We start from the raw sequence: 24,712 nt of genomic DNA, 5'->3' as shown, positions 1-24,712 counted from the left end.
ACTCCTGACTCAGCGATAAACCGGAAAATCGGTACACAGCGCCGCAACGTGGCGAGCCACGTTGGCCTCGACATCGGCATCGCCGAGGTTGTCGAGGATGTCGCAGATCCAGCCGGCCAGTTCGACACACTGCGCGACCTTGAAACCGCGACTGGTAACGGCCGGCGTACCGATGCGCAGGCCGGAGGTCACGAACGGCGATTGCGGGTCGTTCGGTACCGAGTTCTTGTTGACGGTGATATGAGCGCGGCCCAGCGCGGCATCCGCGTCCTTGCCGGTAAGGCCCTGGCGAATCAGGCTGACCAGAAACAGATGGTTGTCGGTTCCGCCGGACACCACGTCAAAGCCACGGTCGATGAAGACCTGCGCCATGGCGCGCGCGTTGTCGATCACCTGTTGTTGATAAGTCTTGAAACCCGGCTCCATGGCTTCCTTGAAGCACACGGCCTTGGCGGCGATGACATGCATCAGCGGCCCGCCCTGCCCGCCGGGGAAAACCGCGGAGTTCAGTTTCTTCTCCAGCTCCTCGTTGGCTTTGGCGAGGATCAGCCCTCCGCGCGGACCGCGCAGGGTCTTGTGCGTGGTGGTGGTGACGACGTCGGCGTACGGCAGCGGATTGGGGTACAGACCTGCCGCCACCAGCCCGGCGACGTGCGCCATGTCGACGAACAGGTAAGCGCCCACCTTGTCGGCGATTTCACGAAAGCGTGGGAAATCCAGGGTTTTGGAGTAGGCCGAGAACCCGGCGATGATCATCTTGGGCTTGCATTCCAGGGCGATGCGCTCGACTTCGTCGTAATCGATCAGCCCGGTTGCGGTATCGATGCCGTACTGCACCGCGTTGTACAGCCGACCGGAAAAGCTGACCTTGGCGCCGTGAGTCAGATGACCGCCGTGCGCCAGACTCATGCCCAGCACGGTGTCGCCCGCCTGCAGCAATGCCAGATAGACAGCGGCGTTGGCCTGGCTGCCGGAGTGCGGCTGGACGTTGGCGTAATCGGCGCCGAACAGCTGTTTGGCGCGGTCGATGGCCAGTTGTTCGACCTTGTCGACGTGTTCGCAACCGCCGTAGTAACGCTTGCCCGGATAGCCTTCGGCATATTTGTTGGTCAAACCGCTGCCCTGGGCCTGCATCACGCGTTTGCTGGTGTAGTTTTCCGAAGCGATCAGTTCGATGTGGTCTTCCTGACGCTGCTCCTCGGCATTCATTGCCGCCAACAATGCATCGTCATATCCCTGAATCTGGTCTTGCTTGCTGAACATCGCGGTTCTCCCAGCGGCGGCGTTGCGCCTGGCTTGTCATCGGGGCGATGAAGTGCCCTTTTGCAAGCGATGGTAGGGCTGGGCAGGACCGGTCAATTGCCTATGGACGCCACACAAAGGCGCGTTTACGACATGGACCACCAAACGCTGATCGTTCCTCATGCTGCGCGTTATGCACATGTATCTGGCCCAGACGTATATCGATGCTTTCGGTTTCGACACTCCAGCCAGCTGCGTGCAAGGATTACCGCCGCTGTGCGGTCCGGTAATGACTGGCGAACAACATGATCATGGAAGCAAGACCTGCCAGTTCTGACAGTAGACGCGTCAGGCATCGGAACATAGTCTGTCTATGCAAAAAGGCCGACGGCACGGTAACAACCATGCCTGTTCTATTTACGAATCAGGTCTGAATAACTTTAAAACCGCTGCCGTCATGCGACAGTGTTTTTGGACCATTCCATTTTTAGTTCAACGGATCGACTACCAGCCACTCCAGGAAGGAGACAATCATGGGCACAACCGCAAGAACCCATATCTTGACGCCGGCGCTATGGAGAACGCTGACTTCGCAAAAAAACAATCGAGCATTCACCACTGACCCACTGCTCTTCCTTTCCCAGGGCGTGCTTCATGATTCGGAACTACTTAGCGCCGTCAAACTAAGGACCATTCAAGAACTGCAGAGCCTTGAGGCGCAGATTACCGTCTACACTGAGGGCACAGGGAAAACGTTCTCCACCGCGGTTTCTATAACCGAGGCCAGGCTTTACGCAAGCACGCAAGACATCGTTCATCAGAACGATGCCTTTCACTCCGTTATCTTCAAGGTCGTTTCTTCTTTGGATGAAGAAGTGATATCAGATATCTACGTATGGGAAATACCTTCACCCGTCGCACCGGACGCTACTGAATCCGATCTGCCTCTTTATCTTCCTAAAGGCTCGACTTTTTACGTAAGTCCATCTGAAGAAGACATTGTGATGGACAGAACCATCAGGATTGCTGAAGACCGTCATGCCTCGGTCAACATCCGTACCGTTGAAGGGCGAAGCTACTCAACAACAGTAACGGAAGCTGAAGCTGTCCGGTGCGCAATACCGGGCGACTATTACGTGGATAGCGGCTCCGATGAATTGTCCATCGTGTACGGCGTCACCACCCACTTTGAACCTCCGTTTACTCCGTTCATTAAATCTACGCCGCTGCCAGCCAGGCCGCTTCCCGCTTAAGGTTCCATCGCTAAAAAACCCAAGGCGCGCCAAGGCACCGGCACGACCTTGGCGACCGATCACATCCTGTTTTCAGCTTTTTTGCACAACCAGCCCATCCGCCCGGAACATCCCGCGGATGCCGCGCACGGCCTGGCGGATGCGGTCCTGGTTTTCGATCAGCGCGAAGCGCACATGGTCGTCGCCGTACTCACCAAAACCGACGCCCGGAGAGACGCACACCTTGGCCTCGGCGAGCAGTTTCTTGGCGAATTCGAGCGAGCCAAGATGCGCATAAGCCTCGGGAATCCTGGCCCAGACATACATGGACGCCTTGGGGTTCTCGACCATCCAGCCCAGTTCATGCAGACCTTTGACCAGCACATTGCGACGCTGGCGATACTGCTCGGCGATATCCAGCACACACTGCTGGTCGCCTTCGAGCGCGGCAATCGCTGCCACCTGCAAAGGCGTGAAGGTGCCGTAGTCGTGGTAACTCTTGATTCGCGCCAATGCACCAACGAGTTCCGGGTTGCCGACCATGAAACCGATCCGCCAGCCAGCCATGTTGTAGCTTTTGGACAGCGTGAAAAACTCAACCGCGATGTCCTTGGCGCCCGGTACTTGCATGATCGACGGCGCTTTCCAGCCGTCGTACACGATGTCGGCGTAAGCCAGATCGTGGACCACCAGAACGTCGTACTGTTTGGCCAGCGCAACCACGCGCTCGAAGAAATCCAGCTCGACGCACTGCGCGGTCGGGTTGGACGGAAAACCAAGGATCATCATCTTTGGCTTGGGAATCGAGCCGCGAATGGCCTTTTCCAGCTCGGCGAAGAAGTCCACGCCCGGCACCAGCGGCACCGACCGCACCTGGGCGCCGGCGATCACGGCACCATAGATGTGAATCGGGTAGCTGGGGTTGGGCACCAGCACCGTGTCGCCCTGGTCCAGGGTCGCGAGCATCAGGTGCGCCAGCCCTTCCTTGGAGCCGATGGTGACGATGGCTTCGCTCTCGGGGTCGATATCGACCTCGTAGCGCTTCTTGTACCAGTTGGAAATCGCCCGGCGCAGACGCGGGATGCCACGCGAAGTCGAGTAGCCGTGAGTGTCTTCGCGCTGGGCGACGGTGACCAGTTTTTCTACGATGTGCGGCGGCGTGGCCCCGTCGGGGTTGCCCATGCTCAAGTCGATGATGTCTTCACCACGGCGACGAGCAGCCATTTTCAGCTCGGCGGTGATGTTGAATACATAAGGGGGGAGTCGATCGATGCGCGCAAAGCGGCGCGGCGAACCTTGGTCTGCCATGAGTATCTCGCGTACGTAAGCGCCCGGAACCGTCCGAGCGACGTTGGCCACATGAGGCGGCCTGCCGCGCAAGATAATTGGGGTGGACCGGGTTTGTCCATCAGGATTTGAGCCCGTCGCGCAGGGTTCGGGCTCGTCGCGGATCAGTGAACGCTTACTCGGCGATCAGCCAGTCCATTTTCCAGTCGCCACGGGTCTGCCCCAGTTTGCCGGCCAGATAGGGCATGAGCTCGCGCAGTTCTTCTTCGAGGCCCCAAGGCGGGTTGGCGATGGCCAGCCCCGAGCCATTCAGGCTGGCGGGCGTATCCAGCGGATGCACGTACAGTTCGACGCGCAGCAGCTTTGGAGCGCCGGTTTCGGCCAGATCCTGATAAAAGCGCTTGAGCTGGCGCGGGTCCTTGATCGGGTACCAGATCGCGGCCACTGTCTGGCGCATGCGGCCTATGGCTTCTTTGAGCGCGACCGCGCAGCGCTTCATTTCGTCGAGCTGCTCGAACGGCGGGTCGATCAGCATCACCGCGCGCTTCTCCGCTACCGGCAGCAAGGCGCGCGGCACATGCCAGCCCTCGCCCAGATGCACTGCAACGCGGCGATCGCCCTTCATGTTCTCCTTGAGCAGCCGGCCGTCTTCCGGATGCTTTTCGTTGAGCAGCACGCGCTCGCGTTCGCGAGTCAGGCGACGGGCCAGTTCCGGCGAGCCCGGGTAGTAGCGCAGCTCGCCATCGGGGTTCATGTCGTGCAGCACCTGAAGGTAGTCGGCGGCCAGCGATGGCACGTCCGACGCGCCCCACAGACGGCCGATGCCTTCCAGCCATTCGCCGGTGCGGGTGGCCTGATCACCCTTTAGATCATAGAGCCCGAGGCCCGCGTGGGTGTCGAGATACGCGAACGGCTGCTCCTTGCGCGCCATGAGGGCGATCAGACGGGTCAGGACAATATGTTTGAAGACGTCGGCGTGGTTGCCGGCGTGGAAGGCGTGACGGTAATTCATGGCAACTCCTGGAAGGCTGCGCAGTTTAGCAAAACTTGGTCAGGAACAATCTTGCCAGGCACGACTTAACTGAAAACGACCTGACCATAGGTGTTCCGGCCAATGAGTCGGCGGTGGGGTTGCCGCAGCGATATGAGCCCACCAGAATCAGCAAAACCCGACAGACAGGAACCTGCGCCATGATGCATGCCGATTTGATCGATCAGGAAGACCTGCTGGGCCAGCTCCGCGCGCTGGGCTTCGAAATGCCCAGCGGTGCCACGGCGGAACAGGCCTGCGCCCAGGCTGTATGCGGTCTGACCAGCGAACGTGCGGCGGCGCTTCGTCGTCTGGTCGAGCAACTGCTGACCGGCAGCGCAACCATACTGCCGGCCGTGCGACAGGCCATTGACCAGCAATTGCTGCCCGCCCTGGCAGCCTATAAGCAAACCCACTCCTGATTGTATGAGGGGACGCAACGACCCTGTTTTTGCGGGAGCCAGCTTGCTGGCGAAAGGGCCGGCACTGACCAGCAGCTGTGTGGTGTTGGCCGACCTCGTCGCGGGCAAGCGCGCTCCTACGTTTTGTGCTGAGCCGCAAATCTGTAGGAGCCAGCTTGCTGGCGAGGCGGCGTTGCAGGCAGACGCGCATCTGGCTCAAGAACACAGTTGCTCCAAGGCATGCGCCGATCAGCCTGGCGCCTTTCAATACTCAATTCGCACATCGCCCTTCGGCACGCTGCAGCACGAGAGGATGTAACCCTCGGCCACGTCGTCATCGGTGATGCCGCCGTTGTGCTCCATCTCCACTTCACCACTCAGTTTCATGACCTTGCAGGTACCGCAGATCCCCATACCGCACGCTTTGGGGATCATCAGCCCGAGCTTGGCCGCAGCGGCATGCACCGTTTCGCCCGGCGCAACGCGGATGCTCTTGCCTGTGTCGGTAAATTCCACCTGATGCAGATCCGCCACGTCGACATCCGGCGCCTCCGCTGCAATCTCGGCCTGCTCGACCGCATCGGCGCGGGCTTCGGGCGGCGTCGCTCCAAAGGACTCTTCGTGGTACTGCGCCATGTTGAAGCCGTTATCCTGCAACAGCCGCTTGACCGCGTTCATGTAAGGCGTCGGGCCACAGCAGAACACTTCGCGTTCCATGAAATCCGGCGCCATCAGTTCCAGCATCTTCTGGTTCAAGTAGCCGCGATAACCGGCCCAGGGCTCGCCCAGTCCGTGCTTTTCACAGACCAGATGCAGGCTGAAGTTATCGATACGCGACGCCATGTGCTCCAGCTCGCGGTGATAGATGATGTCCTTGGGCGAGCGGGCGCTGTGTACGAACACCATGTCAACGTTGCCGTTGGTGTCATAGAACCAGCGCGCCATGGACATGACCGGCGTGATACCGACCCCGCCGCTGAGGTAGAGGATTTTCGGGTTGGGAAAATCGATGGCGTTGAACAGCCCGACCGGACCGTGCACAGCCAGCTCCTGGCCTTCGTGCAGAGTGTCGTGCAGGTAGTTCGAAACCTTACCGCCCGGAACGCGCTTGATGGTGATCGAGAAACTGTACGGCACCGACGGTGAACTGGAGATGGTATAGGAGCGCATGACCGGCATGCCCTCAATCTCCAGCTCCAGTGTCACGAACTGCCCGGGCTTGAAGAAGAACAGGATCGGCTGGTCCGCCATGAAGCAGAAGGTGCGCACGTCCCAGGTTTCCTGGATCACTTTGACGACCCGGACAAGGTGGCGCCCGTTGGCCCATGTCTGTGTCGTTACCGGGCTGAGAAAACTTTGAGACATGCTGACTCTCCACGGCCGACTATCGGCCTCTCTTGCAGCGAATTCTGCGTAACGCATGAGCGGTCCATTTATCTATCAACGACATTCACATGCTTACGGCGACCAGCCCCGCTCCAGCAGGGCTACCGCGTCGGGAACGGATTCGGCCATGTCGCCCATGGATAAGGTTCTTGCTTCACTCATCGCCACACTCCGCATCAGGTCGTTACGTAATCCTTACTCACAGGCCTGAACGAACCACAGGTCGTCTTGCGTGCAATCACTGACCGTATCAGCCACATTCGCAGGCCGCCAAACGCGCGGTCATGAGGACTTTGAAAATGGACGTCACCGCAACCCTGAGCCTGGGCGATCCGCTTGAACCTGCACGCAAGGCAACCGCGCAGATGTTGCAGAATCGTGAGCGCACATTCTCGCTGCCGCAGCCGTTCTACTGCGACGAACGCGTATTCGAAATCGATATGCAGGAGATCTTTCACAAGGAATGGCTGATCGCGGGCATGACCTGCGAAATCCCGGCCAAGGGCAACTATCTGACCCTGCAGATCGGCAAGAACCCGATCCTGGTGGTGCGCGCCGCGGACGGCAGCGTCAATGCGTTCCATAACGTCTGCCGGCATAGAGGGTCGCGGCTCTGTACCGCCGAGAAGGGCAAGGTCGCCAAGCTGGTATGTCCCTACCATCAGTGGACGTACGAGCTGGACGGGCGTCTGTTGTACGCCGGCACGGAGATGGGCGCGGACTTCGACATGAAGAACTTCAGCCTCAAGCCCATCCATGTGAAGACGGCGGGCGGCTATATCTTCATCAGCCTTGCCGAGAACCCTCCGGCAATCGACGAGTTCCTGTCGACGCTGCGCCACTACATGGAACCCTACGACATGGAAAACACCAAGGTGGCGGTGCAGACCACCTTGATGGAAAAGGCCAACTGGAAGCTGGTGCTGGAAAACAACCGCGAGTGCTACCACTGCAACGGTTCGCACCCCGAGCTGTTGAAGACCTTGCTCGAATGGGACGACGTCACCGACCCGCGCGCCGACCAGGCGTTCAAGGATCACGTCGCCGCATCCGCAGCGGCCTGGGACGCCGAAAAGATTCCTTACGCCCACGCAAGCTTCGGGCTACGCAACCGGATCGTGCGCATGCCACTGCTCAAAGGCACGCTATCCATGACCCTGGACGGCAAGGTCGGCTGCAAAAAACTCATGGGCCGCATCCAGAACCCGGACCTGGGCTCAATGCGCATCCTGCACTTGCCACACTCCTGGAACCACTGCATGGGCGACCACATCATCGTGTTCACCGTCTGGCCGATCAGCGCGCAGGAAACCATGGTCACCACCAAGTGGATCGTCCACAAGGATGCCGTTGAGGGCGTCGACTACGATGTGCAGCGCATGCGCGAAGTGTGGGACGCGACCAACGACCAGGACCGTCGGCTGGCCGAAGAGAACCAGCGCGGCATCAACTCCACCGCGTACCAGCCAGGTCCGTACTCCAAGACGTACGAGTTCGGCGTGGTGAACTTCATTGACTGGTACAGCGCCCGGGTTCTGGCAAACCTCGGTGCCGAGCCTGCGCCGTATCTGAGAGGCGTGGCGGTGAATCACGAGTGAGTGCTGCAACCGCTCGATGTGATTGACGTTGCCTCACCGATGCAAGAGCGGAGCGGACCCGTGAGAGTGGAGCGGGTGGCGCTCCGCTTGTCCGTGAAGTGGCGGCTGTAGCCAAGGTATTTCCGTCGTCTGCAATGCAGCTTTCGCGGATAAATCCGCTCCCACAGGGTCAGCTTCCGTAGAAACCGATCAGGCCCTCGCCTCTACCTTCAGACTCTCTCCGCCTTACGGACTCAATCCGCCAAAAGGCAAGTCCTACAAGCGTTATCTAGAAGATTCAGTTATTTACCAAAACCCTCTTACACGACCAGCGAATCCTCCTACGGAATTGTCAGACGCCAAATAAGCGACATGAACTAGGCGCAGATATATTCGGCTGCTATTAATAGATTCTTCATCGCCTATCGCTGATCAGTTCCGGCATGCCGGCAGTACTGCAGTACTGCAGCATCTGCTTCATGCGAATAAATCGTTCGTGTAGAGACCATCCACCATGATTGACTTCCTGAACGAAACGCTTCGTGCCAAGCGGGCTCTGTTTATTTCCGCGACTAGCATGACGGTCCTTTTGAAAATAATTTCCATCTTGCCAGCGATGCTGCTTGGAAAAATCATTGACAACATGACCGTCCCCGACGGGGTAGACACGTCGCATGCTTTCTTGCTTGTATCTTTGCTTTGCGCTGCCGCCGTCTTTCAATCGGTAGTTCACCCACTACAAACTTATCAATTGGTCAAGCTCGTACAAACCACTTTGAAGGACAAGTCCATTCAGTGGACAGACGTTATATTGCGAAAAGAATTCGAGCAGTTTTCAACGCTTCGACTGGGTAGTTTGATCAAATCGCTGGAGCGCGGAATCACTGCCCATGAGAAATTTTTGACCTTTGCGATAACGTCAGGCTTCCCTTTGATAATAGAGGTCGTTCTGATCGCGTGTATTTTCAGCTATATCGGAGGGACCGTACCGCTTCTGATAACGACATTACTGTCGGTCGGCTACCTGTTTACCTACCATCATCTGGTCAATTGGCGGCGGCCTTTCTTGCTTGCCGTAAACGAGCAGGAAGACCTGGTGTCATCGAAGCTTTACGAAACTTTTCATTCGGCCAAGAGCATCAAGCTGGAACAGGCTTGTGACAGTGCCCCTCAACCGCTTTACGCCAGCTACGAAAGTTACGCGCGAGCTGCCACCAAGGTGGCAGGAATTGGCGCCATTCTGGGATCAGTCAAAATTCTGTACCTTGGTTTTACCGTTGCGGCGCTGTTGGCCTGGGGCATCCATGACCAGTTATCGCCTGCGCCCCGGCTGACGATTGGCGAACTCATAGCTGTCTTTTCGATTGCGGGAATGCTTGTAAACAATATTGGTGCGCTGGCCGAGGCCTATAGAACACTGGATCAGTTTCTCGTGGATAAAAAAACTCTTCAGAGGGCGCTTTCATTGGATGCCCTGGCCGACAGCACGGAGCCCGCTTTTCTGGACTCTCTCTCGCATATTGAGCTTTCGGCCTTTCCTCCTGTAACCGACCGACCACTTTGTTTCCGTGCCGATCAATCCGTTGCGATCACAGGGCCCAGCGGTGGAGGGAAAACGACTCTGCTTGAGATATTGGCCGGAATCGTGACATCGGGACGTCGCCACCTCAGCGCTGACGGCTTGAAGATAGGTTCATCCGAGATTGGCAAATATCTCGGTCACGTCCGCTATTGCCCCCAACATCCAACTTTCCTTGAAGGACCCTTTCAGCATTCAGTGCTTTTCGGACGGCAAATATCGCCTTCGGTGAGGTCCGCGACCGACGCGCTGAAGCTTCGAGACGTCGTAGAGCACCGATCCATTGCCGAAGGCGCCAAGAACATCTCAGGCGGGGAAGCAAAAAGGCTGTCGCTACTGAGGCTGATCAATCGGCCGGGCGAGTTCAACTTGTTCGATGAACCCACAGCCTCACTGGACGAAGAGATGAGGTTGAAAGTCTGGGAGGTCATCTTTTCTTCTTTCAACAGTCGGGGGCTCATCTGCGCTACTCATGATTTGGCAGTCTTGCCGAGCTTCGACCGTGTCATCGTTATCAGCCAAGGAAAGGTCATTGCAGATGGGCGCTGGAGTGAACTGGTAACCGATAGCCCGGTTGCTGAAACGGTGAAAGAGATCGCAGGAGGCGGTTGATGCTCAGGAGCCGGACCTTGAGCCAGAACCGCTGCCGTTCCTGGCAAGCGGCGGGCCGCGCAAGGATCGCGGCGCGGTTTCCAGGTAAACAGATTCCCGGATCGAAAGTGGTCAAAAAATAACCAACCGTAGCGAAGGTCCGTTTCTACTGGATGTTCCTCGCTTCATGAACAAGTTATCCACACGGCAGCACACAGCAATTGTGGATTACCTTTGTGGTTATCCCTTCAATCCGGCAGATATTCCAATCTCCTCAAGGGTTTAACTAGCCGCTGGTTGCTGTACGTTTTTTGACCAGGGCTACAAAAGCCAATGGATGCAAGGCTCGCAGAGGATGACGAACATCTTATCCACAGAAGGACCAACAGACTTTGGGTACAACTTCGCCTGGGCAGCATTTCGTTTGTGGACAACCTGCCAAAGCTGGGTCTTACCGATGCTTCGGCTGAGATATGCATATGAGCCAAGGGTAGTGATCAATTTATGATCAATTGCTTGAACGCCTTTAGACACGGGAGCTGCGGAGGATCACGAACAAGTTGTCCACAGAAGCGCCAACAGAGAATGTGGGTAGTTACGAAGGTAGCGGGCCTTCCACCTGAAGAAAAAGCACGGCAAATCCGTCACTTAGGGTGATCAATAAATGATCTACCGCCTACAGGCCACGTAGCACAAGGCGTTCAGCAACCCGCGAACACCTTATCCACAGCGAGACGCACAGCCAATGTGTGTAACTGACCCCACGAGCGTGGCTATCGGACCACGCCCTCTTCTATCAGTAACTTGAGAATGGCGGCTGCGCCTTCTTCAGGGGTCAGGCCTTTGAGGACTTGGCCTGTGCCGCCACTGGCCTTGGCGGTGGCCGCTTTCATGCGATCCGCGCCACTTTTTGCCTTGATGACTTTCAGCCGCTTCGGACGAGGCTTCGCCGGCTGCAATGCCTGGCCTGTGAGTAAATCGTCGGTCAGAATTTCCACCTCCTCGACATCCAGAGTCCCACGTTGCGCGGGGCCGTAGGCGCTTTGTCGGGGTTTGGGTGCAGCGTTATCCACAGTGGCGAGGAATGGCAGGCGAACCTTGAGGCGTCGACGCTGCCCGCGTGGCAACGCTTGCAGCACCAAGGCTGTACCGTTACCCAGCGATTCCACCTCAGCGAGACCTGTCACCAGCGGCCAGCCCAATTGCTCGGCCAGCAGAAACGGCAGCATGCCGGAGCCTTCGCCGGTTTCCGCCTGGCTGCCCGCAAGTACCATCTGCGCGGGGCTGTGTCTGATGTAATCGGCGAGTACGGGCAATGCATCCGCGCCCGGTGGCTGCTCCAGAATGTGCAGCTCACTCAGTCCCATCCCAAGATACGCGCGCAGCGCAGGTTCATCAGCCTCGCCGGCGTGCAGCACCTGCAAGTTATCCCCAACCAGACGCAAGCCAAGTTCCACAGCCCGCGCATCTTGTTCCGCTCTTCGAGTACGGCCTGAAGTCGGGTGCGCGCCTACGGATACAAGGCTGATAACCTGTACGGGATTGTTATCCACAACTGCAGTTGTTTGCTCAAGCCGCATCACGTTTCTCCCCGCCGCGCCATGCTTCGACCGCTGTGACCAGTGCCTGAAGAATTCCGGCGCTTTCCCCGATTACGGACAAGTCGGCGCGCTTGACCATGTCGCAGCCCGCATCCAGGTTGATCGCTATCACTTTGTCGCAAGCGCCTATGCCTTGCAGATGCTGGATCGCGCCGGAGATACCCACGGCGACGTAGACCCTCGCTGTTACCCAGGTGCCGCTGGCGCCGACCTGCCGGTCCCGCTGCATGAAACCATCGTCCACCGCGACGCGCGACGCGCCCTCGGTCGCGCCTAAAGCCATGGCTGTACGGTGGAACAATTCCCAGTCCTTGACGCCGTTGCCACCAGAGAAGATGAACTCGGCTTCCGCCATGGGGATAACTGCCGGATCAACTGCCACAGCACCCAGATCTTCGATACGCGAGAGGCTGCGCGGAACGTTTGTGGATAACTCCACGGCGAGTACTTCATGACGTGTTTCGCTGACCGGCTCGGCGCATTCGGCTGCGGCCAGTATCAGTTTGGCCAACGGACGCACAATGTCTTCACGACCGGCGCCTGCGCGTCCGATGCAGTGATCATCCTTGACCTGCCACACACGGGTAGCAGGCCGCTCCCCCATACTCGCCGCGAAACGCCTTCCCAGCTCCCCGCCGCCGGTTCGGCTATCAGGCAGCAGCCAATGACGCGGGGCAAACTGGTTATCCACAGCGCGCAAGCCTTGTACACGCTGTTCTGGCGCATAACCGTCGAATTCGTCACCTTCAATGACCAGCAAGCGATCTACGCCAGCCGTGTCGAACGCGACTTCCTTATGGTCGCCGAACACCACGGCAAGCACTGCGCCGTCGTCGCCTGCCATCTGACGGGCAAGCCCAAGCAGATCACGATCATGGCTGCCAAGCCGGCCACCGACCATGTCCGGAACCACGCAGATATGGAACGCCGGTTCCGGGACCCGGTGCAGAGGCAACTGTACCTCGACCGTGACCGACCGCTTGCCACCCGCGGCTTGCTGCGCGCCGCTGCGGTCGATACGTTTGATGCCGTTGGGGCCAATAAAACCGATGCCATGAACGTTGCGGCGCATCACGCCGTTGGGTCCCATCCAGCGAGTCGGGGCCGGCTGCATGGCGGCATGCAGCGGGTGCAGCCGGTTACGGGCAATCCATTCGGCACGAGGATCGCGGCGGATAACATCGCTCATCAATTCACCTCCGCAGGTTCACGTCTGGCCGGAACGGGCTTGCTCACGGTCGCCTCTTCCACCAGCGCGTCAGCCACCAGTTCGGCGATGTCCTTGATCAATGGACGCGGTTCGACGACGCCTTCAAGCATTGCGGTGCATTGTGGACAACCCACGGCCACCAGCTCGGCACCGGTTTCGCGGATGTCCTGCATACGCATGTCAGGTATCCGCTGTCTGCCGGGAATATCGGTAATCGGCGCACCGCCACCGCCACCGCAGCATCGGGCACGGAATCCGGAACGCTGCATCTCCTTGACCTCGATACCCAGCGCGCGCAGCACTGCGCGGGGCGCTTCGTACTCGCCGTTGTAGCGACCCAGGTAACAGGGATCGTGATAGGTCACGCTGGTGCCTTTGTGCTGCCCCAGCTTCAATGTGCCGGTCTGAACCAGTTCGGCCATGAAGGTGCTGTGATGCTGGACCAGATAGCTGCCACCGAACGCACCGTATTCATTCTTCAGCACATGAAAGCTGTGCGGATCGCAGGTCACGATGCGCTTGAAGCTGTAGCGCGACAGCGTCTGGATATTACGGCGCGCGAGCATCTGAAATGTGGCCTCATCGCCCAGGCGCCGGGCGACGTCGCCGCTGTCGCGCTCTTCCAGACCCAGCACCGCGAAGTCGACACTGGCGGCTTTGAGAACTTTGACGAAAGCACGCAGAGTGCGCTGATTGCGCATGTCGAAGGCTCCGTCACCGACCCAGAACAGCACGTCTGCCGTCTGCCTTTCGCCGAGCAGCGGCAGGTTCAGGTCGGCGGCCCAGTTCATTCGTCCACCAGGCGCAAAGCCGCCGGGGTTATCGGTAGCGATCAGGTTGTCCAGCACCTCTGCGCCCTTGTTTGGCGTTGCGCCTTTTTCCAGGGTCAGGTGGCGGCGCATGTCGACGATGGCGTCGACGTGCTCGATCATCATCGGGCACTCTTCCACGCAGGCCCGGCAGGTGGTGCAGGACCACAGCGTTTCGGCATCCACCAGTCCGTTGACGATTGGCTGATGCGGATTGCCGCCGTGCTCGCCGATGGGCTTGCCCTTGCCGTCAGGTGTCGGGTACGGGCTGCCGGCAAACCTGGCATCGGTGCCGCCTGCCAGACCGACGACCATGTCTTGAATGAGCTTCTTGGGGTTGAGTGGCTGGCCGGCCGCGAAGGCAGGGCATGCCACTTCGCACTTGCCGCACTGCACGCAGGCGTCGAAACCCAACAGCTGGTTCCAGGTAAAGTCTTTCGGTTTGTCCACGCCAAGCGGCGCATCGGGATTGGTCAGGTCCAGCGGCTTGAGGCCGGTGGAGCGACCGCCGCCGAAGCGTTCCGGGCGGCGATGCCAGGCCAGATGCAGCGCACCGGCGAACGCATGCTTCATCGGTCCGCCCCAGGTCATGCCCAGAAACAGCTCGCTTACGCCCCAGGCCACGCCGAGCGCAAGGACGGCAGCAAGCAGCCACCCTCCGAAGTCCTGCGGCAGAACGCCAGCGACCGGCAGCGTGACCAGAAAGAAGCTGACGGAGAACGCCAACAGACTTTTCGGCAGGCGCATCCACGGTCCTTTGGACAAACGGGCCGGGGGATTGATGCGGCGGCGATAGATGAAGATCGCTCCGACGAACATCAGCGCGGTGGTGAGTAAAAGCGCATAACCCAGAATGCGGTTGTGCATGCCGAAACCGTGGACCAGCACCGCCAGAAGAATGGATGCCGCTGCGCCGCCCGCCGTGGCGACGTGGGTGTTGGCGATGTATTTGTCGCGCCCCACCACGTGGTGCAGATCGACCAGGTAGCGCTTGGGCATGGCCAGCAGCCCGCCGAGCAGATCGACTTTTGCAGCCCGGCCGTTGCGCCACAGGCTGACCCGCCTCCGCACCCCAAGGACCGCAAGGGCCAGGGCTGCGAACAACAGGATGGGGAGAATAGTGTTCAGCATGATGGCTCCCACAGGGGCACTATGATTTCGAGGTTCTGTGGGAGCGATCTTGCTCGCGAAAGCGGTGGATCAGGCACATTGATGTCGACTGACAGATTGCATTCGCGAGCAAGCTCGCTCCCACAGGGTTACCTAAAAGCCGTTAGAAATCCTTACACAGGCGCAACCCGTCATAGATCGCCGCATGGGTGTTTCGCTGAGCCACGCAGTCGCCGATGCGGAACAGCAGATAACCGTCACCCGGCTGGCTGAGACAGGGCTGTGGCTGGATCGCGAACAAGGCGTCGATGTCGATCTGCCCCTTGTTGCGCGAGCCCTCCTTGAGCGTGTAGTAGATCGCCTCGTCGGGACGCACGCCGTTTTCCACAACCACTTGATCGACCACACGTTCCTCCTTGGCGCCGGTGTACTCGTTTTCCAGCACAGCGATCAGCTTGTCGCCTTCGCGATAGACCTTCTCCAGCATCATGTCCCCGGTCATGATCACTTCCTTGGGGTACATGCTGCGGTAGTAAGTCGGGAATGAAGTCCCGCCAATCGCCACGCCCGGTTTTATGTCATCAGTGACGATCTCGACCTGGCTGCCTTTGTCGGCCAGGTAATCGGCGACGGACATGCCTGTGAATTCGCAAATCGTGTCGTAGACCAGCACGTTCTTGCCCGGCGCGACCTTGCCGTCCAGTACGTCCCAACTGCTGACGACCAGGCCTTCGGCTGCGCCCCAATGTTCGTTCTGTTCCAGAAACGGATGACCACCGACCGCCAGCACCACGATATCGGGACGCAGATCAAGGATGGTGGCGGCGTCGGCGGCAGTCCCCAGGCGCACATCAACCTTCAGGCGCGCCAATTCAAGCTGGAACCAGCGAGTGATCCCGGCGATCTGGTCACGCTGCGGGGCTCTGGCTGCCGTGCTGATCTGCCCGCCTATCGCCTCTTTCTTTTCGAACAGCGTCACGTCATGCCCACGCTCGGCCGATACCCGCGCGGCCTCCATGCCAGCGGGGCCTGCACCCACGACCACCACCTTGCGTTTCGGCCCGGTGGACTTTTCGATGATGTGCGGCACGCCCATGTATTCGCGAGAGGTCGCGGCGTTCTGGATGCACAACACGTCCAGCCCCTGATACTGGCGGTCGATGCAGTAGTTGGCACCGACGCACTGTTTGATCTGGTCGATCTGGCCCATCTTGATCTTGGCAATCAGGTGCGGGTCGGCAATGTGCGCGCGGGTCATGCCAACCATGTCGACGTAGCCGCCTTCCAGAATCCGGGTAGCCTGGTTGGGGTCTTTGATGTTCTGCGCATGCAGTACCGGCGCCTTGACCACTTCCTTGATGCCGGCGGCCAGATGCAGGAATGGCTCCGGTGGATAACTCATGTTGGGGATAACGTTGGCCAGGGTGTTGTGGGTGTCGCAACCGGAACCCACAACGCCAATGAAGTCGATCATGCCGGTATCGTCGTAGTACTTGGCGATCTGCTTCATGTCCTCGTGGCTCAGGCCATCGGGGTGAAATTCGTCGCCACAGAGGCGCAGGCCCACGCAGAAATCGGGGCCGACTTCCTTGCGCACGGCCTTGATGACTTCCAGCCCGAAACGCATACGGTTCTCGAAGCTGCCGCCCCATTCGTCGGTCCGCTTGTTGACGCGCGGGCTCCAGAACTGGTCGATCATGTGCTGGTGCACGGCGGACAGCTCGACGCCATCCAGTCCACCGGCCTTGGCACGGGCGGCGGCGCTGGCATAGTTGCCGATCACCCGCCAGATTTCTTCCGGTTCAATGGTCTTGCAGGTCGCGCGGTGCACCGGTTCGCGGATGCCCGAGGGCGACATCAGGGTCGGCCAGTGATCGCCGTCCCAGCGGGAGCGACGGCCCATGTGAGTAATCTGGATCATGATCTTGGCGCCGTGCTTGTGCATGGCGTCAGCCAGGTTCTGGAAGTGCGGGATGATGCGGTCGGTCGCCAGGTTGACGGACTTCCACCAGCCTTGCGGACTGTCGATAGCCACGCTTGAGGACCCGCCGCAGATCGCCAGGCCTATGCCGCCCTTGGCCTTCTCTTCGTAGTACTTCACGTAGCGCTCGGTCGTCATGCCGCCGTCAGTCGCATAGACCTCCGCATGCGCAGTACTGAGTACGCGGTTTCGGATCGTCAGCTTTCCGATCTGGAGAGGCTGAAACATCGCTTCGAATGCCATAGCACGAACCTCGCCTTACACCGGTTTAACGACAAACAGACCGTCGTCATGCCCTTGTTCGGAGCCGCTGTAGACCTGCTCGGCCACGGTCCGGATCGGGCTGCCCCGCGCGGCGAGGATCTGATCCATTGCGCCGGCGAACCAGCCGGTGAACATGTAATCGACCTTGCGACCGACCTTGCCGTAGACGTACACGAAGCAGGAATGCTCTAGCTTGATACTCGCGGTGCCTCGCTCCAGATCGATGTCCTGGATCTTGAACAGGCCCCAGCCGCGCTGGGACAGACGTTTCATGTAGTGCTCGAATACCGCAACGCCTTCCAGACCGTGGCATTCAGCTTCTTTCTCGCACCAGTGCCAGGCGGACTTGTAGCCAGCCTTGTACAGAATCTCGGCGTAGGCTTCGGCACCCAGAACCTCTTCGATGCCCATGTGGTTGTTGACGAAAAAGTGGCGCGGCACGTACAGCATCGGCAGTGCATCGGACGTCCATACGCCGGTTTCGCTATCGACTTCGATGGGCAGTTGCGGGGCGATCTTGGCCATGGGTCAAACTCCAGACATTCGGGTTCATGCCCATCGCTCAAGCGCGGTGGGGTTATCAGTTCGGTGAGGTGGCGCGGGGCGTCAGACGTCCCAGACGTTCTGCAGGACGCTCATCCAGTTTTCGCCCATGATCTTGCGGACAACGCGCTCGGAATGGCCGCGTTTGAGCAGGGTTTCGGTCAGGTTCGGAAACTCGCCCACGGTGCGGATACCCAGCGGGTTGATAATCTTGCCGAAGCTGGTCAGGCGCCGGGCGTAGCCCTTGTCGTGGGTCAGGTACTCGAAGAATTCCTGACCATGGCCTTGGGTGAAATCGGTGCCAATCCCGATGGCGTCCTCGCCAACGATGTTCATGGTGTACTCGATGGCTTCGGCGTAGTCGTCGATGGTCGAGTCGATTCCCTTGGCCAGGAACGGCGCAAACATGGTCACGCCGACGAATCCGCCGTGGTCGGCGATGAACTTCAGCTCGGCGTCGGACTTGTTACGCGGGTGCTCTTTAAGGCCGGAAGGCAGGCAGTGGGAATAACAGACCGGCTTCCTGGATTCGAGGATGACTTCTTCGGAGGTTTTGGAGCCTACGTGGGACAGGTCGCACATCACGCCGACGCGGTTCATTTCCGCGACGATCTCGCGCCCGAAACCCGACAGGCCGCCATCACGCTCATAACAGCCGGTGCCGACCAGGTTCTGGGTGTTGTAGCACATCTGCACAATACCGACGCCGAGCTTCTTGAAGATCTCGACGTAGCCGATCTGGTCTTCGTAGGCATGGGCGTTCTGGAAGCCGAACAGGATGCCGGTCTTGCCCAGCTCCTTGGCCTTGCGGATGTCGGCGGTGGTGTGCACCGGCATGACCAGATCGCTGTTTTCGCGCATCAGCTTCTGACTGGTGCAGATGCTGTTGATGGTCGCCTGAAAGCCCTCCCACACCGACACGGTGCAGTTGGCCATGGTCAGGCCGCCCTTGCGCATGTCTTCAAACAGCTCACGGTTCCATTTGGCGATAATCAGCCCGTCGATAATGATGCTGTCGGCGTGCAGTTCGGCTGGGCTCATCAGGCTGTCCCCTGTTCAAGTGCTGGCGCACCGAATCGGCTGTCGGCGCTATTGGGGCCAGCATATGCCGCCAGCTGCGGCGAGCCGGGTGCAAAAACGACAGGGGGTTTGCCGAAAGCGTCAAGTCGCGACAATCGACGACAGTGCGGCATCGAGCTGTGTCGTATACCTGTTCTTTAACGCGCGCTTGAGACAGAATCCAGCGCATCAATGGATCGGAGCGACTCGATGAAAACGTTTTTTCTGACCCTGGCCCTGCTGGCGACGACCGCGACCGTCGCCCATGCCGCTGAAGACCCGGAAACGACGCCGTGCGATGGCGTCGACAGCGAAAGCCAGACCCTGGAATGTTCGGTCTACAGCCGGCACACCGCCGAAGAGCTGCTCAAGGAAAACTTCCAGAACCTGCTGGCGCGCGTACAGTCGCAATTCGTCGCCAACAAGACCCAGTTCAACGACTTCACCAGCAAGCTCAAGACCGCCCAGCAGGCCTGGGAAAAACTGCGTGATGCCGACTGCGCGGTTGAAGTCTTCCCCTCCGCGGCGGGCAGCAAGGCCTATACCATCAGCGAGAATGACTGCATCGCGCGCATGAGCGACGAGCGTTCGGAGTATCTGGAGTCGATAGCGCAGGAATAAGCCGCAATGAGATACCCTGTGTTTCATCCTTGAACCAGAAGTATCAGGCGTTCTCATGATTATTTGCGGTGTAGAAATCAAAGGCAGCGAAGCGATCTTCGCTTTGGCGACGCTCCAGAACGGCAGCGTCGTTCACGTCCCCCTGGCGACCCGTAAACTGGGGCTTGCGGACGATGACGAAGCGGCCAACGTTCAAGCGTTCGCCACCCAGGTGGCCGGCTTCCTGCGGGAAAACGGCATCAGCCATATCGCCATCAAGAAGCGCAGCAAAAAGGGCGAATTCGCCGGCGGCCCGACCACGTTCAAGATCGAGACGGTCCTGCAGCTCATCTCCGATTGCAGCGTGACACTAATCTCGCCCCAGACCATCAACGCCCAGAACAAGAAACATTCATTCCAGCTGCCCGAAACCCTGAACAAGTACCAGCACGAAGCGTTCAAGACCGCTTGCGCGGGGCTGATGAAAAGCGCTTGAGCACACGACGGCTGTAGGAGCTGGCTTGCCTGCGATCTGGCGCGCAGCGGCAGCAATTTCAGGCAGCGCGGTCGCTGTCCCAGAGGAGGCAGCTTGCTGGCGATGTGAACAATCCAGGCGACACACCTTTTGTGGACGTACCGGCCTCCTCGCCAGCAAGCTGGCTCCCACAGTAGTGCACAAAACCCTGGAGCGCGCTCGCCCAAGCGAGCCATAAAAAAACCCGCATCTCTGCGGGTTTTTTATTACGCCATCAACTTAGTTGACCTTGGCATCCAGTTCGCCGCGCGCGTAGCGCTCGAACATGGCGTCCAGGGAGATCGGTTTGATCTTCGAGGCATTGCCTGCGGTGCCGAAGGCTTCGTAACGGGCGATGCACACGTCGCGCATGGCGGTTACGGTCTTGGCCAGGTATTTACGCGGGTCGAACTCGCTGCGGTTCTTGGCCATGAATTCGCGGATGGCACCGGTGGACGCCAGACGCAGGTCGGTGTCGATGTTGACCTTGCGCACGCCGTGCTTGATGCCTTCGACGATCTCTTCGACCGGCACGCCGTAGGTTTCCTTGATGTCGCCACCGTACTCGTTGATGATTTTCAGCCATTCCTGCGGAACGGAAGAGGAACCGTGCATGACGAGGTGAGTGTTAGGGATACGCTTGTGGATCGCCTTGATGCGCTCGATCGCCAGGATGTCGCCGGTAGGCGGCTTGGTGAACTTGTACGCGCCGTGGCTGGTGCCGATGGCGATAGCCAATGCGTCGACCTGAGTCTTTTTCACGAAGTCGGCGGCTTCTTCAGGGTCGGTCAGCATCTGGCTGTGGTCCAGAACGCCTTCGGCACCGACGCCGTCCTCTTCACCGGCCATGCCGGTTTCCAGGGAACCCAGAACACCCAGCTCGCCTTCAACCGACACGCCGCAGGCGTGGGCGAAGGAAACGACACGACGGGTTACGTCGACGTTGTACTCGTAAGTGGTCGGCGTCTTGCCGTCCACACCCAGAGAACCGTCCATCATTACCGAGCTGAAGCCCAGCTGGATCGAGCGCTGGCAGATGTCGGGGCTGGTGCCGTGGTCCTGGTGCATGACCACCGGGATATGCGGGAATTCTTCGACGGCCGCCAGGATCAGGTGACGCAGGAACGGGGCACCGGCGTATTTGCGGGCACCGGCCGAAGCCTGAACGATCACCGGGGAGTCGGTCTTGTCGGCCGCTTCCATAATGGCGCGCATCTGTTCCAGGTTGTTTACGTTGAAAGCTGGAACGCCGTAACCGAATTCGGCTGCGTGGTCCAACATCTGGCGCATGCTGATAAGTGCCATTGTCTGTCTCTCTCCCGGTAGGGTCGTTAATCGTGCAAGCCTGCCGTAGTGGCGGCTGCTGTTCAAGTTATACGCAGCGGCCACTCAGCCGTGCGGGTGGGGCATCGGCTGCGATTTACCTGGCCTTGCAGCCGCGACCGATCAAATCATTGGTGGCGTCCCAATAGATAACGCCTTCACTGCCTTTGTTGGCAAATGCCAACACATTGTTGCTGTAAAGCATGCCGCTGGCAGCGCCGGGCTGGGCCTGCAGGCGGAACACCTGGTCGCTTTCGTTCAGTCGAACGTCGACCTGCTTTTCGCTGGAATCGGTGAAGCGCCAGTGCACCTCGGCCTTGCTGTCACAGACCCAATGGTTCCATGGATCGCCCTGCTGCGGAGTTTTCCCGCTGGCGCAACCACCCAGCGCCGCCAGTGCCGCTAGGGCAAACAAGCCTTTCATCACATCTCCTGGCCTGCCCGGCGAAACCTGGCGCTTGCGAGCGCTTCAGTCTGTCAGGGGCAGTTCTGTTCCTGATTACGATCATCGGCCGGCTCGCCGGTGACCCGCGCCTCGACACGCTGGGTGTTGTCGGTCGTTGGTACATCCACGGAAGCCGGGCTGAATACTTCACAGGTCTTGGCATGGGTGCCAGAACCGGTACAGCCTGCTACAACAAAGCAACTCACAAGAGCCAAGGCGGCGATTTTCATGGCGAAACTCCTTTCCGGAAAGTAATCCACCCCTTAAAGACCGCCAGGCTCCGTATATGTTGCCGACAACAGTTCAGAACAGGTTCAGCGACAAGCGACGTTACCGACCTGCGGCATGAATTCATACCGATCCCAAACCTCGAGACCGCCGCGCTTGTAGATGACAGGCACGGTTTCAGCCTGCCATCGCGCCTGGTAGCAGCTCAGCTGTGCCAGTTGGGTCTCGGGCACAGGCTCTGCCTCGTCAGTCGCAGGTCCGCTTGCACAACCGGTCAGCAGGCCGGTCATGAAAAACAACGGTAACGCCCTCACCATGTGTCACTCCTTGCCGCCGCCGCACATCAGGCCTTGGCGCGTTGCTCAAGCATTTCCACCGCCGGCAGAACCTTGCCTTCCACGAATTCGAGGAACGCACCGCCACCAGTGGAGATGTAGGAAATCTGCTGCGCGACATTGTATTTGTCGATCGCCGCCAACGTGTCACCGCCACCGGCAATGGAGAACGCCGGGCTTTCAGCGATGGCCTTGGCCAGAGTCTTGGTGCCTTCGCCGAATTGATCGAACTCGAACACGCCAACCGGGCCGTTCCACAGGATAGTCTTGGAAGATTTCAACAAATCGGCGAACCGGGCGGCTGTCTGCGGGCCGATGTCGAGGATCATGTCGTCATCCGCCACGTCGGCGACCAGCTTGACGGTCGCTTCGGCATCTTCAGCAAACGCCTTGGCTACCACGACGTCTACCGGCAGCGGCACGCTGACCTTGGCAGCAATGGCGCGAGCGGTGTCCAGCAGGTCCGGCTCGTAAAGCGATTTGCCGACCTTGTGGCCAGCGGCTGCAAGGAACGTGTTGGCAATGCCGCCGCCGACAATCAGCTGGTCGCAGATGGCGCTGAGGCTGTTGAGCACGTCGAGCTTGGTCGAGACCTTGGAACCGGCAACAATCGCGGCCATCGGCTTGGCTGGCGCGCCCAGCGCCTTGCCCAGCGCGTCCAGTTCGGCTGCCAGCAGCGGACCTGCCGCAGCAACCTTGGCGAACTTGGCCACGCCGTGGGTCGAACCTTCAGCGCGGTGGGCGGTGCCGAACGCGTCCATGACGAACACGTCGCACAGCGCCGCATACTTCTGCGCCAGTTCGTCGGCGTTTTTCTTCTCGCCCTTGTTGAAGCGCACGTTCTCGAACAGCACAACGTCGCCTGGCTTGACGTCGACGCCATCCAGGTAGTCGGCAACCAGCGGCACTTCGCGGCCCAAGGCCTTGCTCAGGTAGTCGGCGACCGGCTTGAGGCTGTTTTCGGCCGAGAACTCGCCTTCGGTCGGGCGGCCAAGGTGCGAGCAGACCATGACGGCCGCGCCTTTTTCCAATGCCAGCCTGATGGTCGGCAGCGACGCAAGAATACGTGCGTCGCTGCTGACGGCGCCGTCCTTGATCGGGACGTTAAGGTCTTCGCGGATCAGTACACGCTTACCTTGCAGATCGAGGTCGGTCATCTTCAACACGGTCATGAGGCGTTCCTGTTTTTACTGTTATTGGTCCGCGACGCGCAGGAAGTGGTCCGCGACGTCGAGCATTCGATTGGCAAAACCCCACTCGTTGTCGAACCAGGCCAGCACGTTCACAAGCCTTGGGCCGGAGACACGGGTCTGGCTGGCGTCGACGATGGCCGAATGAGGGTCATGGTTGAAATCACAACTGGCATGCGGCAGCTCGGTGTATGCCAGCAAGCCTTTGAGCGGGCCGCAAGTAGCGGCTTCGCGCAAGATGCGGTTGATCTCGACAGCATCGGTATCACGCGTGGTTTGCAGCGTGATGTCCAGACACGAGACATTCACCGTCGGTACGCGAACTGCTTTGGCCTGAATTCGGCCCGCAAGTTCCGGCAGCAGCCGCTCAATTCCGCGCGCGAGCCCGGTGGAGACCGGGATGATCGACTGGAACGCCGAGCGCGTGCGCCGCAAGTCCTCATGATGATAGGCGTCGATGACCGGCTGATCGTTCATCGCCGAATGGATAGTGGTGATGGTGACGTAATTCAGCCCCAGTGCCTGATCCAGCAAGCGCAGCAACGGCACGCTGCAGTTGGTGGTGCAGGACGCAGCCGAAACCAGCAACTCACGCCCGGTCAGGTTCTGTTGGTTGACGCCGAACACGATGGTCGCGTCGACATCCGCTTCGCTGGCCATCGGCTGGGAGAACAGCACGCGCGGCGCGCCCGCATCGAGAAAGCGCTGGCCGTCTTCGCGGGTGTTGTAGACGCCGGAGCACTCCAGAACCAGATCGACGTCCAGCGCGGCCCAGTCGATGCCTTCGGGCGTCGGGCTGCGCAGCACGCGGATCTTGTGATCGTTGATGTGCAGATAATCGCCTTCAACCCGCACTTCGCCGGGGAACCGGCCATGTGTGGAGTCAAAGCGCGTGAGGTATTCAAGGCTGGCCATGTCGGCCAGGTCGTTGATCGCAACGACTTCAAAACCCGCCTTCGCCCCCCGCTCGCACAAAGCGCGCACGACGCAACGACCAATGCGGCCGTAACCGTTCAGAGCAACTTTGTAAGGGCGGGGCTGGGGCATGGGGGTCTCGCGGGTGTTCGCTGAAAACCTGTAGGAGCGCGCTTGCCCGCGACAAAATACAACGCGGATCGTCTGACATTTCGCGTTAACCCTGGTCGCGGGCAAGCGCGCTCCTACGGTGTGCCGTC

At 59.5% G+C, this 24,712-nt stretch carries 22 protein-coding genes; 6 read left to right on the top strand and 16 right to left on the bottom strand.

Features of this window, described 5'->3' with window-relative positions:
* Nucleotides 1-9: 9 nt before the first annotated feature.
* The gene (gene glyA / locus J3P77_RS01910; protein ID WP_434679247.1) at nucleotides 10-1,263 is read right to left on the bottom strand and encodes a serine hydroxymethyltransferase; all 1,254 of its coding nucleotides are present in this window, start codon (nucleotides 1,261-1,263) and stop codon (nucleotides 10-12) included.
* 512 nt (nucleotides 1,264-1,775) lie between these two features.
* On the opposite strand from glyA, the gene J3P77_RS01905 reads away from it, so the two are divergent.
* Nucleotides 1,776-2,495 (top strand): hypothetical protein, encoded by a 720-nt coding sequence (locus J3P77_RS01905; protein ID WP_434679246.1) that lies wholly within the window; start codon nucleotides 1,776-1,778, stop codon nucleotides 2,493-2,495.
* 72 nt (nucleotides 2,496-2,567) lie between these two features.
* Here the strand turns inward: J3P77_RS01905 and alaC are convergent, their stop codons facing one another.
* Nucleotides 2,568-3,782 (bottom strand): alanine transaminase, encoded by a 1,215-nt coding sequence (gene alaC / locus J3P77_RS01900; RefSeq protein ID WP_434679245.1) that lies wholly within the window; start codon nucleotides 3,780-3,782, stop codon nucleotides 2,568-2,570.
* 154 nt (nucleotides 3,783-3,936) lie between these two features.
* Nucleotides 3,937-4,773, bottom strand: a complete 837-nt coding sequence (locus J3P77_RS01895; RefSeq protein ID WP_434679244.1) for a 23S rRNA (adenine(2030)-N(6))-methyltransferase RlmJ — start codon at nucleotides 4,771-4,773, stop codon at nucleotides 3,937-3,939.
* Between the two features lie 179 nt (nucleotides 4,774-4,952).
* On the opposite strand from J3P77_RS01895, the gene J3P77_RS01890 reads away from it, so the two are divergent.
* Nucleotides 4,953-5,213 carry a hypothetical protein gene (locus tag J3P77_RS01890; RefSeq protein WP_434679243.1) on the top strand — a complete coding sequence of 87 codons (261 nt, stop codon included), beginning with the start codon at nucleotides 4,953-4,955 and terminating at the stop codon, nucleotides 5,211-5,213.
* A gap of 243 nt (nucleotides 5,214-5,456) precedes the next feature.
* On the opposite strand, the gene gbcB is transcribed toward J3P77_RS01890, so the two are convergent.
* Complete coding sequence (gbcB, locus tag J3P77_RS01885) at nucleotides 5,457-6,557, bottom strand: glycine-betaine demethylase subunit GbcB (RefSeq protein WP_434679241.1); 1,101 nt, start codon at nucleotides 6,555-6,557, stop codon at nucleotides 5,457-5,459.
* A gap of 320 nt (nucleotides 6,558-6,877) precedes the next feature.
* Between gbcB and gbcA the strand changes: the two genes are divergently transcribed.
* Nucleotides 6,878-8,176, top strand: coding sequence for a glycine-betaine demethylase subunit GbcA (gene gbcA / locus J3P77_RS01880; RefSeq protein ID WP_434679239.1), 1,299 nt, complete (start codon nucleotides 6,878-6,880; stop codon nucleotides 8,174-8,176).
* 493 nt (nucleotides 8,177-8,669) lie between these two features.
* Nucleotides 8,670-10,346, top strand: a complete 1,677-nt coding sequence (locus J3P77_RS01875) for an ATP-binding cassette domain-containing protein (RefSeq protein WP_434679238.1) — start codon at nucleotides 8,670-8,672, stop codon at nucleotides 10,344-10,346.
* A gap of 752 nt (nucleotides 10,347-11,098) precedes the next feature.
* Here J3P77_RS01875 and J3P77_RS01870 read toward each other — a convergent pair.
* The 6 genes from J3P77_RS01870 to J3P77_RS01845 form a co-directional block, all read right to left on the bottom strand.
* Nucleotides 11,099-11,905, bottom strand: a complete 807-nt coding sequence (locus J3P77_RS01870; protein ID WP_434679237.1) for an electron transfer flavoprotein subunit beta — start codon at nucleotides 11,903-11,905, stop codon at nucleotides 11,099-11,101.
* A complete protein-coding gene (locus J3P77_RS01865) occupies nucleotides 11,895-13,115 on the bottom strand; it encodes an electron transfer flavoprotein subunit alpha/FixB family protein (protein ID WP_434679235.1) in 1,221 nt (406 codons plus the stop codon). The genes J3P77_RS01870 and J3P77_RS01865 overlap by 11 nt, the downstream gene beginning before the upstream one ends.
* Nucleotides 13,115-15,076 (bottom strand): dimethylglycine demethylation protein DgcB, encoded by a 1,962-nt coding sequence (gene dgcB, locus J3P77_RS01860; RefSeq protein ID WP_434679233.1) that lies wholly within the window; start codon nucleotides 15,074-15,076, stop codon nucleotides 13,115-13,117. Before dgcB ends, J3P77_RS01865 begins: the two co-directional genes overlap by 1 nt.
* Before the next feature lie 142 nt (nucleotides 15,077-15,218).
* Complete coding sequence (gene dgcA, locus J3P77_RS01855; RefSeq protein WP_434679231.1) at nucleotides 15,219-17,279, bottom strand: dimethylglycine demethylation protein DgcA; 2,061 nt, start codon at nucleotides 17,277-17,279, stop codon at nucleotides 15,219-15,221.
* Between the two features lie 15 nt (nucleotides 17,280-17,294).
* Entirely contained in the window at nucleotides 17,295-17,825 is a 531-nt protein-coding gene (locus tag J3P77_RS01850) for a DUF5943 domain-containing protein (RefSeq protein ID WP_434679229.1), read from the bottom strand.
* Between the two features lie 81 nt (nucleotides 17,826-17,906).
* The gene (locus tag J3P77_RS01845) at nucleotides 17,907-18,884 is read right to left on the bottom strand and encodes a dipeptidase (RefSeq protein ID WP_434679228.1); all 978 of its coding nucleotides are present in this window, start codon (nucleotides 18,882-18,884) and stop codon (nucleotides 17,907-17,909) included.
* 228 nt (nucleotides 18,885-19,112) lie between these two features.
* On the opposite strand from J3P77_RS01845, the gene J3P77_RS01840 reads away from it, so the two are divergent.
* Together J3P77_RS01840 and J3P77_RS01835 are read left to right on the top strand one after the other, a co-directional pair.
* A complete protein-coding gene (locus J3P77_RS01840) occupies nucleotides 19,113-19,523 on the top strand; it encodes a lysozyme inhibitor LprI family protein (RefSeq protein ID WP_434679226.1) in 411 nt (136 codons plus the stop codon).
* A 55-nt stretch (nucleotides 19,524-19,578) separates the two neighbouring features.
* On the top strand, nucleotides 19,579-19,998 hold the full coding sequence (locus J3P77_RS01835) for a DUF3010 family protein (RefSeq protein WP_434679225.1): 420 nt from the start codon (nucleotides 19,579-19,581) through the stop codon (nucleotides 19,996-19,998).
* 258 nt (nucleotides 19,999-20,256) lie between these two features.
* On the opposite strand, the gene fba is transcribed toward J3P77_RS01835, so the two are convergent.
* The 6 genes from fba to epd all read right to left on the bottom strand — a co-directional run bounded on the left by fba (nucleotide 20,257) and on the right by epd (nucleotide 24,584).
* Nucleotides 20,257-21,321, bottom strand: a complete 1,065-nt coding sequence (gene fba, locus J3P77_RS01830; protein WP_434679224.1) for a class II fructose-bisphosphate aldolase — start codon at nucleotides 21,319-21,321, stop codon at nucleotides 20,257-20,259.
* A 115-nt stretch (nucleotides 21,322-21,436) separates the two neighbouring features.
* Nucleotides 21,437-21,763: an MliC family protein gene (locus J3P77_RS01825; RefSeq protein ID WP_434679222.1), complete on the bottom strand. Its 327-nt coding sequence runs from the start codon at nucleotides 21,761-21,763 to the stop codon at nucleotides 21,437-21,439.
* A gap of 53 nt (nucleotides 21,764-21,816) precedes the next feature.
* Nucleotides 21,817-22,014, bottom strand: coding sequence for a hypothetical protein (locus tag J3P77_RS01820; protein WP_434679221.1), 198 nt, complete (start codon nucleotides 22,012-22,014; stop codon nucleotides 21,817-21,819).
* Nucleotides 22,015-22,098: 84 nt separating this feature from the next.
* On the bottom strand, nucleotides 22,099-22,329 hold the full coding sequence (locus J3P77_RS01815; RefSeq protein ID WP_434679220.1) for a hypothetical protein: 231 nt from the start codon (nucleotides 22,327-22,329) through the stop codon (nucleotides 22,099-22,101).
* A gap of 26 nt (nucleotides 22,330-22,355) precedes the next feature.
* Complete coding sequence (locus J3P77_RS01810) at nucleotides 22,356-23,519, bottom strand: phosphoglycerate kinase (RefSeq protein ID WP_434679219.1); 1,164 nt, start codon at nucleotides 23,517-23,519, stop codon at nucleotides 22,356-22,358.
* A 21-nt stretch (nucleotides 23,520-23,540) separates the two neighbouring features.
* A complete protein-coding gene (epd, locus tag J3P77_RS01805) occupies nucleotides 23,541-24,584 on the bottom strand; it encodes an erythrose-4-phosphate dehydrogenase (protein ID WP_434679217.1) in 1,044 nt (347 codons plus the stop codon).
* Between the last annotated feature and the right edge of the window lie 128 nt (nucleotides 24,585-24,712).

The organism is Pseudomonas sp. R1-18 (genome assembly GCF_051132095.1).
Taxonomy (GTDB): Bacteria; Pseudomonadota; Gammaproteobacteria; order Pseudomonadales; family Pseudomonadaceae; genus Aquipseudomonas.
This window is presented reverse-complemented; position numbering and strand designations above follow the sequence as displayed.

What these genes read in the sequence shown, in the direction of transcription:
- J3P77_RS01845 (WP_434679228.1), bottom strand. Translation starts at nt 18,884, where the DNA reads ATGAGCCCAGCCGAACTGCACGCCGACAGCATCATTATCGACGGGCTG.
- glyA (WP_434679247.1), bottom strand. Translation starts at nt 1,263, where the DNA reads ATGTTCAGCAAGCAAGACCAGATTCAGGGATATGACGATGCATTGTTG.
- dgcB (WP_434679233.1), bottom strand. Translation starts at nt 15,076, where the DNA reads ATGCTGAACACTATTCTCCCCATCCTGTTGTTCGCAGCCCTGGCCCTT.
- J3P77_RS01810 (WP_434679219.1), bottom strand. Translation starts at nt 23,519, where the DNA reads ATGACCGTGTTGAAGATGACCGACCTCGATCTGCAAGGTAAGCGTGTA.
- J3P77_RS01905 (WP_434679246.1), top strand. Translation starts at nt 1,776, where the DNA reads ATGGGCACAACCGCAAGAACCCATATCTTGACGCCGGCGCTATGGAGA.
- J3P77_RS01815 (WP_434679220.1), bottom strand. Translation starts at nt 22,329, where the DNA reads ATGGTGAGGGCGTTACCGTTGTTTTTCATGACCGGCCTGCTGACCGGT.
- gbcB (WP_434679241.1), bottom strand. Translation starts at nt 6,557, where the DNA reads ATGTCTCAAAGTTTTCTCAGCCCGGTAACGACACAGACATGGGCCAAC.
- J3P77_RS01865 (WP_434679235.1), bottom strand. Translation starts at nt 13,115, where the DNA reads ATGAGCGATGTTATCCGCCGCGATCCTCGTGCCGAATGGATTGCCCGT.
- fba (WP_434679224.1), bottom strand. Translation starts at nt 21,321, where the DNA reads ATGGCACTTATCAGCATGCGCCAGATGTTGGACCACGCAGCCGAATTC.
- J3P77_RS01835 (WP_434679225.1), top strand. Translation starts at nt 19,579, where the DNA reads ATGATTATTTGCGGTGTAGAAATCAAAGGCAGCGAAGCGATCTTCGCT.
- alaC (WP_434679245.1), bottom strand. Translation starts at nt 3,782, where the DNA reads ATGGCAGACCAAGGTTCGCCGCGCCGCTTTGCGCGCATCGATCGACTC.
- J3P77_RS01875 (WP_434679238.1), top strand. Translation starts at nt 8,670, where the DNA reads ATGATTGACTTCCTGAACGAAACGCTTCGTGCCAAGCGGGCTCTGTTT.
- J3P77_RS01890 (WP_434679243.1), top strand. Translation starts at nt 4,953, where the DNA reads ATGATGCATGCCGATTTGATCGATCAGGAAGACCTGCTGGGCCAGCTC.
- dgcA (WP_434679231.1), bottom strand. Translation starts at nt 17,279, where the DNA reads ATGGCATTCGAAGCGATGTTTCAGCCTCTCCAGATCGGAAAGCTGACG.
- J3P77_RS01820 (WP_434679221.1), bottom strand. Translation starts at nt 22,014, where the DNA reads ATGAAAATCGCCGCCTTGGCTCTTGTGAGTTGCTTTGTTGTAGCAGGC.
- gbcA (WP_434679239.1), top strand. Translation starts at nt 6,878, where the DNA reads ATGGACGTCACCGCAACCCTGAGCCTGGGCGATCCGCTTGAACCTGCA.
- J3P77_RS01895 (WP_434679244.1), bottom strand. Translation starts at nt 4,773, where the DNA reads ATGAATTACCGTCACGCCTTCCACGCCGGCAACCACGCCGACGTCTTC.
- epd (WP_434679217.1), bottom strand. Translation starts at nt 24,584, where the DNA reads ATGCCCCAGCCCCGCCCTTACAAAGTTGCTCTGAACGGTTACGGCCGC.
- J3P77_RS01840 (WP_434679226.1), top strand. Translation starts at nt 19,113, where the DNA reads ATGAAAACGTTTTTTCTGACCCTGGCCCTGCTGGCGACGACCGCGACC.
- J3P77_RS01850 (WP_434679229.1), bottom strand. Translation starts at nt 17,825, where the DNA reads ATGGCCAAGATCGCCCCGCAACTGCCCATCGAAGTCGATAGCGAAACC.
- J3P77_RS01870 (WP_434679237.1), bottom strand. Translation starts at nt 11,905, where the DNA reads ATGCGGCTTGAGCAAACAACTGCAGTTGTGGATAACAATCCCGTACAG.
- J3P77_RS01825 (WP_434679222.1), bottom strand. Translation starts at nt 21,763, where the DNA reads ATGAAAGGCTTGTTTGCCCTAGCGGCACTGGCGGCGCTGGGTGGTTGC.